Origin of the sequence: Bacillus sp. JJ1127, assembly GCF_036965845.1 — a bacterium.
Lineage (GTDB): Bacteria > Bacillota > Bacilli > Bacillales > Bacillaceae_G > Bacillus_A.
Genome location: NZ_JBALQK010000217.1, coordinates 989 through 8496 on the forward strand (window position 1 = coordinate 989; position 7508 = coordinate 8496).

The window sequence follows — 7508 nt, forward strand, 5'->3', positions numbered from 1 at the left end:
TCTTTTATTAACATTTGAAAATTATATTATTTAAATGTATAATCACATTAAAAGTCCTAACATTTCGAATTGAGGTGACGATTATGAGAAGCTTAGGTTCATTAGTGACCTCTACTGTATGTTCAGTAATCTTGATAATTTGGAATGCTTATACCTTCTATGACAAATTCATAACAGGAAATGCATATTTTTGGATTAGTGGTATCATAGGTGTGTTATTCCTGCTATTCTTTATCAGAGACATGCGAGATATCATCAAGAAAAACTATAGAACTTCAACACAATAGGAGCATTAGTAATTATAAATTTCATTTAAAAGATTTAAAATTCATGTTTTGGTTGTTCCCAATCATTGGTTTTTTATACGCTTATGAATTCTTCTCTGGGCCAATGTTCCACCAAGAGTTTCACTGGCTCAAGTTAATATGCACAATAATAATGATCCTGGCATTTATGGATATTAGAAAGAAACTTAAAAACAAAGATTATAGAACAGCATGATATAAAAGGAATCCTTAAGAGGTTCCTTTTTCTATGCAAAATAAAAAGCAGCTGTTAAGCTACTGTAATTGCTAATACAAATGATATTTTTAATTTTTATTTACATTTTATTCAAAAGACTAAAAAATCATTTTATTTATATATATAATAATTATTATTAAAAAGGAGGTGTAAAAATGAGAATTGGATTGTCTGTAAATACAATGTATCAGCCTGAAAAATTAAATCCTTCAAACGTTGTAGGAAATGATAAAAATAACTTCTCTACCACTAAAGTTAAAGACAACAAACCAGATGATTCTATTACATTTGATATTCAATCATCTGAAAAAGAAACAAAACAACCTAGCCATAAGTTTACTGAAGTAGATTTATGGAAGATGTTAAAAGACAAAGGTGTACCATTATGGATTATTTTAGAGATTCTAAAGAAATTCCGTGCAGAAAAAGACAAAGAAGCTAATACTGCTAATGCTACAAGCAACACTTCTAATACATTTGAACCTGTAAATGAAACTAGATTAAATGAAGTGATGTAACTAAGTTATTATAATTCTTAATATCAAGGTACGAGAAAAGGAATCTTTTAGGGGTTCCTTTTCTCGTACAAAATAAAAAAGCAGCGGATTCGTTACTTTATAATTTGAAACCTGTCATTGAATTATCTATTCTTCTTTGCAACTCTAACTCCTTCTCATGTTCTAACCTAATAGCAGTAGCGCTTTTCCATTTATCTAAATACCTTTCCGTCTCATACGTATATACATTGTCGTCGTTTCATCTCGGGTTTAAAGTATTAATGATATATATTTCATAAAGTGCTAAATCAAAATCTGATTTCTCATAGAATCCTACCACATAATGAAAATTATGATTATATCCTTTTATAACCTCTTGTTCTTGTTCTTGTTTAGTTTTGAAATAAAGTTTGTTCAAAAAAATACCTCGCAAACTCATATTTTATAATAAATAAAAGGAAAACATTTTGAAAAAAGATTGATCAAAATGTTTTCTTCTTCAGTAGATTTTAGCTTGGTTTTTATAAAAAAGTTGAATCATTTTCTACCTGTGTTGTTCCACAATCGCGCCCGATTATGGAAGATCATTCTAAAAGTTTTGCTGTACTTATCTTGCAGAATAGCCACCCGTTAATTCAAGCGAAAACATTCACATTCTGCAGAAGAAATCACTTCACAGAAACCATCAATAACATATGTCATAGGTAGGAATTGATTGCATAAAAGAATAAACCTTTCAATTCACGAGGGAACATGGCCCCTCTGTTAGCGAGTTGGAAAACTAATTGCCAAAAATCAGCCTGGATTGATCAATCCTTTACCTAGCATCATAATCATAAGCATATTGGTAAAGTATAGAAATGAAGCTAAACGATCCTATATGATTAACTTTTAATCCCAAGCCTTTAACAACAATGATATCCATGATTTCCTGCTATCTATCTCCTCTTTTACTTTCGGTTCTATTCGTTTATAAAGATGGATCTTTAGTATTTCTCTCGACTTTATTAATCAATCGACGAATAATAAATGTATATTAATTAATCGATTGATTAATAACAGAAAGGAACTTCTAGTATGAATGATTCTGATAGTAAAAAAGCACCCGGAAGACCTGTCAAAGATAAAGAAGTGGCAAAAATGGATCTTTTAAACTCTGCTACTAAGCTTTTTTCCACAAAGGGATTTGAGGAAACGAGTCTCCGCGAAATTGCCATGGATGCTAATGTAAATATGGCTCTTGTAAAGTACCATTTTGGTTCAAAATTAGACTTATGGAAAGAAGTGATATCCGAACTCTCCTATAAGGTGTTACAAACCAATAACTTCATCCTAAAAGATGTAACTAACGCCTCTAATATGAGGGCCTTATTAGTCGAATTATTCGATAAGCTGGTTGACATGAGTTTTCAACATCGAGAATTCAGTTTGTTTATCATTAACGAAACCGTTCAACAAGGTGAAAGATTTGACCATTTATTTGATAAATTAATCAAGCCTTTTCACGACCAAACTTATCCTTTTATTGTAAAAGGGATCGAATTGGATGTTCTTGCAGACCAGCATCCGGAGGAACTCATTGTCATGTTGTTATCATCCGTTGCATATCAACAGGCCACCCCTCATGTTTTGGGGAACTTTACAACTGTAACAAAAGACAGAGAGAGATGGAAACAAGTTATCAAACACAGCTTAAAAGTAAACTTTTTAAAGTAGTGCAGATAGATAAAATTTTTCAAGCAAGAATAATCACTAAAATAACATGCTCTTTTGAAAGGATGTTTTTAATGAAAAAGCTTAATGATATTCCCCAACCTAAAACGTTTGGTCCATTAGGTAATGTACCTCTACTTGATAAAGATAAACCGCTCCTATCGTTTATCAAGCTGGCGGAAGAGTACGGTCCCATTTTTCGGCTTCAAACTCCAGGAGATACCGCCATTATCGTTTCTGGGCATGAACTGGTAGCAGAAGTCTGTGATCAGTCACGGTTCGATAAAAGTGTAGAAGGTCCTTTAGCAAAGGTTCGTCCCTTTGCTGGAGACGGGTTATTTACAAGTGGAACACACGAGCCTAACTGGAGAAAAGCCCATAATATTCTGACGCCTACATTCAGCCAGCGGGCAATGAAGGATTACCATGCCATGATGGTCGATATTGCCGTACAGCTCGTTCAAAAATGGGCACGGCTTAATCCGAATGAAGAGGTGGATGTCCCGGAGGATATGACCCGTCTTACATTGGACACGATTGGTTTATGCGGTTTTAATTACCGATTCAACAGTTATTATCGTGAGACTCCTCATCCTTTTATCACCAGCATGGTCCGTGCTCTAGATGAAGCGATGCATCAAACACAACGATTAGATATACAGGACAAACTCATGGTGAGAACTAAACGTCAATTTCAGCATGATATCCAAGCCATGTTTTCTTTAGTGGATAATATTATTGCCGAACGTAAGGCCAATGGAAGCCAGGAAGAAAATGATTTGCTTTCCCGTATGTTAAATGTGAAGGATCCGGAAACGGGCGAAACACTGGATGATGAAAATATTCGTTTCCAAATCATCACCTTTTTAATAGCCGGGCACGAGACAACAAGTGGATTGTTATCCTTTGCGATCTATTACTTATTAAAAAATCCGGATAAATTGAGAAAAGCCTATGAAGAAGTAGATCGGGTATTAACAGGGCCCACTCCGACATATCAACAAGTTCTGCAGCTTAAGTATATCCGGATGATTTTAAATGAATCGCTGCGTCTATGGCCTACCGCACCAGCATTCAGCCTTTATGCAAAAGAAGACACGGTGATTGGTGGAAAATATCCGGTAAAGAAAAGAGAAGATCGGATTATGGTTCTTATTCCACAGCTGCATCGAGATAAAGATGCATGGGGGGACAATGCAGAAGAATTCCATCCCGAACGGTTTGAAGATCCGGATAAAGTTCCTCACCATGCTTATAAGCCATTTGGAAATGGCCAGCGGGCATGTATCGGTATGCAGTTTGCCCTTCATGAGGCCACTCTCGTACTGGGAATGCTTCTCCAGCATTTTGAATTCATCGATTATGCGAATTATGAGCTGGACATTAAACAAACATTAACGTTAAAGCCAGGTGATTTTAAGATAAAGGTTCGATCCCGAAACCAAGCTGCCATCCGTCCATCTGTCCTAACACCTGTAGCAGAGACGCCGGAGGACCACAAGACGGAACAGCAAGTTCAGAATGCTGCTTCTCTCCAAGGACTCAATAATCGTCCGCTTCTTGTTCTTTACGGCTCTGATACTGGAACTGCTGAGGGTATAGCACGGGAACTTGCGGATACAGCGAGTTTGCATGGCGTACGGACTGAAGTATCGCCTTTAAATGACCGAATTGGTAACTTACCGAAAGAAGGAGCCATTCTCATTGTTACTTCTTCTTATAACGGAAAGCCACCGAGCAATGCTGGACAATTCGTACAATGGCTTGAAGAACTACAACCTGGTGAGCTACAAGGTGTTCATTATGCGGTGTTTGGCTGTGGAGATCATAACTGGGCCAGTACCTATCAGAATGTCCCGAGATATATTGACGAGCAGATGGCTCAACAGGGAGCCACAAGGTTCTCAACACGCGGAGAGGGAGATGCAAGTGGAGACTTTGAAGAACAGCTCAATCAATGGAAACAAAGCATGTGGTCGGATACGATGAAAGCTTTTGGATTGGAGCTCAATGAAAATGTAGAAAAAGAACGCAGTACCCTAAGCCTTCAGTTTGTCAGTGGCCTTGGAGGATCTCCTCTTGCTCGTTCGTACGAAGCAGTGAATGCAACTATTGTGGAAAATCGCGAACTCCAATCAGCTGGCAGTGATCGGAGCACTCGGCATATCGAGGTGGCCTTACCGCAAGGAGTTACTTATCACGAAGGAGACCATCTCGGAGTGCTTCCACACAACAGTGAGGAAAATGTCAGCCGTGTTCTCCGTAGGTATAATTTGAATGGAAATGATCAAGTAGTGCTGACAGCAAGTGGACGAAACGCAGCTCATCTGCCACTTGATATGCCTGTTAGTTTACGTGATCTTCTTAGCTATAGTGTGGAAGTGCAGGAAGCAGCAACCAGAGCACAAATACGGGAACTGGCATCTTTTACGGTTTGCCCTCCGCACAAACGCGAATTGGAAACTTTAGTGGAAGAGGGAATTTACCAGGAGCAAATATTAAAGAAACGTATTTCCATGTTAGATCTTCTCGAAAAGTACGAAGCATGTGAAATGCCGTTTGAGCGGTTTTTAGAACTTCTCCCTGCACTCAAACCGCGTTACTATTCTATTTCAAGCTCACCACTCGTTGCCCAGGATCGCCTGAGTATTACAGTTGGTGTTGTAAGCGGACCTGCACGGAGTGGACAAGGCGAATATAAAGGGGTCGCTTCTAACTATTTAGCTCAACGTCACAACGAAGACAATGTTGCTTGTTTTATTCGTACTCCACAATCCGGTTTTCAGTTGCCAAAAAATCCTGAAACGCCAATTATCATGGTTGGACCAGGAACTGGGATTGCACCATTCCGAGGTTTTTTACAATCACGGCGCATCCAGAAACAGCAAGGTATAAAGTTAGGAGAAGCTCATCTATATTTCGGTTGTCGTCATCCTGAACAGGATTATCTCTATCGTACAGAATTAAAAAAAGATGAAAAGGATGGCATATTATCCTTACACACAGCTTTTTCGCGTCTGGAAGGACATCCAAAAACATATGTACAGCATTTAATGAAACAAGATGGAGACAAGTTAATTTCTTTATTAGATAACGGCGCTCATCTTTATATATGCGGTGATGGAAGTCGAATGGCTCCGGATGTAGGGGATACTCTTTGTCAAGCTTATCAGCGAAATCATGGGGTAAGTGAACAAGAGGCAAGAAATTGGTTAGACCAATTGCAACGTGAAGGACGATATGGAAAAGATGTGTGGGCTGGAATCTAAGCTCCGTATTAGACAGTAATACACAATATTTAAAAACAAAAATCCCGTATCCTTTATTGGATTTGGGATTTTTACTTAAACATAGATATCCAATTTTCTTTAAAGGTGTTATTCCACGAACTAGCCCGTTTGTTGAACAAGTAGGGACGGATAATGGCCGTTCTCGCCTTCAACTAAACCTTTTTATATACCTCGGTATAAGCGAATTTCAACTGTTTCCGTAATTCTATATTATCTTCTTCTAGCTTTTTAATTTTTCTCTTCAGAGACGCGATAATCACATCTTTGTTGTTCTCATTTACCTCACGTTTAACCTGTTTTTTTGGTGTGGGCTTGGGCTTTCTGTTGCCGTAAGGAGTCAATACGTTCTCTGATTTTTCTCTAGGATTTCTTCTCAGCCATATTGCTGAGCAACTTCAATCATTTTGGATGTCGATTGAATATAAATCTCATATTTGGTAGCATTCATTTCCTTCCAAGCCGACTTATCGAATATAGCAACCTCTTACTTATGAGTTGCAGCTCGTTTATTCTCTCCAATTCTGTAAGTGAAGTAGATCAACAAGAAAGTAGCAAGCGTACCTGCCAAATATCCCATGAGACATCCGAACCCAAAAACTGCACCTCTAATTGTTAGACACGGTCTAACAATTGGAGGTGCAATTTTTGATGCTTTATTTATACATTTTAAGTGATCGTAGATGACGATGAATTTCTTTATAAAGTTCTTCAGCGGATTCTTGATACTTAACATTCTCTACAGCTATCTCCCTTAATGTTTCCAATTTTGAAATTGCACCTTCAAAATTGTTATTAAAAATTACCTCTTTATCTTCCGCAGTAAATGCTTTTGATTCTCCCATACAATCCCCACCCTTCACATTATCGATTCGACAGGAAAAAGGAAAATCCTTCAAAATAAAACCCATCACTGAAAGGTGACAACTCTAGAGGGGATTGGAGAAAAAGAGAAAACAAATAGTAAAGAATCTCTTTCAAGGTCAAGAATACTCTCAACCTTCTCCAATTCCTTTAGGGCAAGAAGTTCACCTCTAGAAAATACTATATTCGAATAATGATATTGTAAACATTTGACCTAGACATCCCTCATAACTCTTGTGTATTCTATTATAGAAGAATAAAGTAAGACTTATTCTTTGCCATTTTAGGAAAGGTTCTGCTGGAGACGGCAGAACCTTTTTTCGTGAACTAAAAAGTAGAATAAAATAAAATTTTTGTTCAACTTAGTCTTCCAAAATACGATAGTAGAAATGTTGCAATATGAGATTAATCTTATTTTTTGTTTTAACGTATTTCCGAAATTCATCCCCATCTTCAAACGCGTGACGGGCAAGAACCCAGCGGCAAGGTGGGGGGGAATTTCGGTTAGGCATAGACTAACTGATTTGTAAGAACTGCCAATTGTAACGGGTTGCACCGTTTCACCAGTGGCATATAGGAGTTGAATCGTAAATGGTGTGTACTTCGCAATTTTTGCTTTTCCTTG

The 7508-nt window shown here is 37.6% G+C and carries 5 protein-coding genes and 2 pseudogenes; 4 read left to right on the forward strand and 3 right to left on the reverse strand.

Annotated elements, in window-relative coordinates:
• The first annotated feature begins 83 nt into the window (after nt 1-83).
• From V7183_RS19675 to V7183_RS19690, 4 genes are all read left to right on the forward strand, one after another.
• A complete protein-coding gene (locus V7183_RS19675) occupies nt 84-287 on the forward strand; it encodes a hypothetical protein (RefSeq protein WP_335360560.1) in 204 nt (67 codons plus the stop codon).
• A 390-nt stretch (nt 288-677) separates the two neighbouring features.
• Nucleotides 678-1040: a DUF3914 domain-containing protein gene (locus tag V7183_RS19680; RefSeq protein WP_097899343.1), complete on the forward strand. Its 363-nt coding sequence runs from the start codon at nt 678-680 to the stop codon at nt 1038-1040.
• A 1056-nt stretch (nt 1041-2096) separates the two neighbouring features.
• Nucleotides 2097-2735: a TetR/AcrR family transcriptional regulator gene (locus tag V7183_RS19685; protein ID WP_097899344.1), complete on the forward strand. Its 639-nt coding sequence runs from the start codon at nt 2097-2099 to the stop codon at nt 2733-2735.
• Between the two features lie 71 nt (nt 2736-2806).
• Complete coding sequence (locus tag V7183_RS19690; RefSeq protein WP_335360562.1) at nt 2807-6001, forward strand: bifunctional cytochrome P450/NADPH--P450 reductase; 3195 nt, start codon at nt 2807-2809, stop codon at nt 5999-6001.
• A 173-nt stretch (nt 6002-6174) separates the two neighbouring features.
• On the opposite strand, the pseudogene V7183_RS19695 reads toward V7183_RS19690, so the two are convergent.
• The 3 genes and pseudogenes from V7183_RS19695 to V7183_RS19705 form a co-directional block, all read right to left on the reverse strand.
• Nucleotides 6175-6379 (reverse strand): annotated as a pseudogene (locus V7183_RS19695) (DUF6262 family protein); the annotation flags it as partial.
• A 296-nt stretch (nt 6380-6675) separates the two neighbouring features.
• On the reverse strand, nt 6676-6864 hold the full coding sequence (locus V7183_RS19700) for a hypothetical protein (protein WP_097899346.1): 189 nt from the start codon (nt 6862-6864) through the stop codon (nt 6676-6678).
• 302 nt (nt 6865-7166) lie between these two features.
• A pseudogene (locus V7183_RS19705) lies at nt 7167-7508 on the reverse strand (hypothetical protein); the annotation flags it as partial.

Excerpts from the sequence above, each read along its gene's own strand:
- V7183_RS19680 (WP_097899343.1), top strand. The coding sequence starts at position 678 with ATGAGAATTGGATTGTCTGTAAATACAATGTATCAGCCTGAAAAATTA.
- V7183_RS19700 (WP_097899346.1), bottom strand. The coding sequence starts at position 6,864 with ATGGGAGAATCAAAAGCATTTACTGCGGAAGATAAAGAGGTAATTTTT.
- V7183_RS19690 (WP_335360562.1), top strand. The coding sequence starts at position 2,807 with ATGAAAAAGCTTAATGATATTCCCCAACCTAAAACGTTTGGTCCATTA.
- V7183_RS19685 (WP_097899344.1), top strand. The coding sequence starts at position 2,097 with ATGAATGATTCTGATAGTAAAAAAGCACCCGGAAGACCTGTCAAAGAT.
- V7183_RS19675 (WP_335360560.1), top strand. The coding sequence starts at position 84 with ATGAGAAGCTTAGGTTCATTAGTGACCTCTACTGTATGTTCAGTAATC.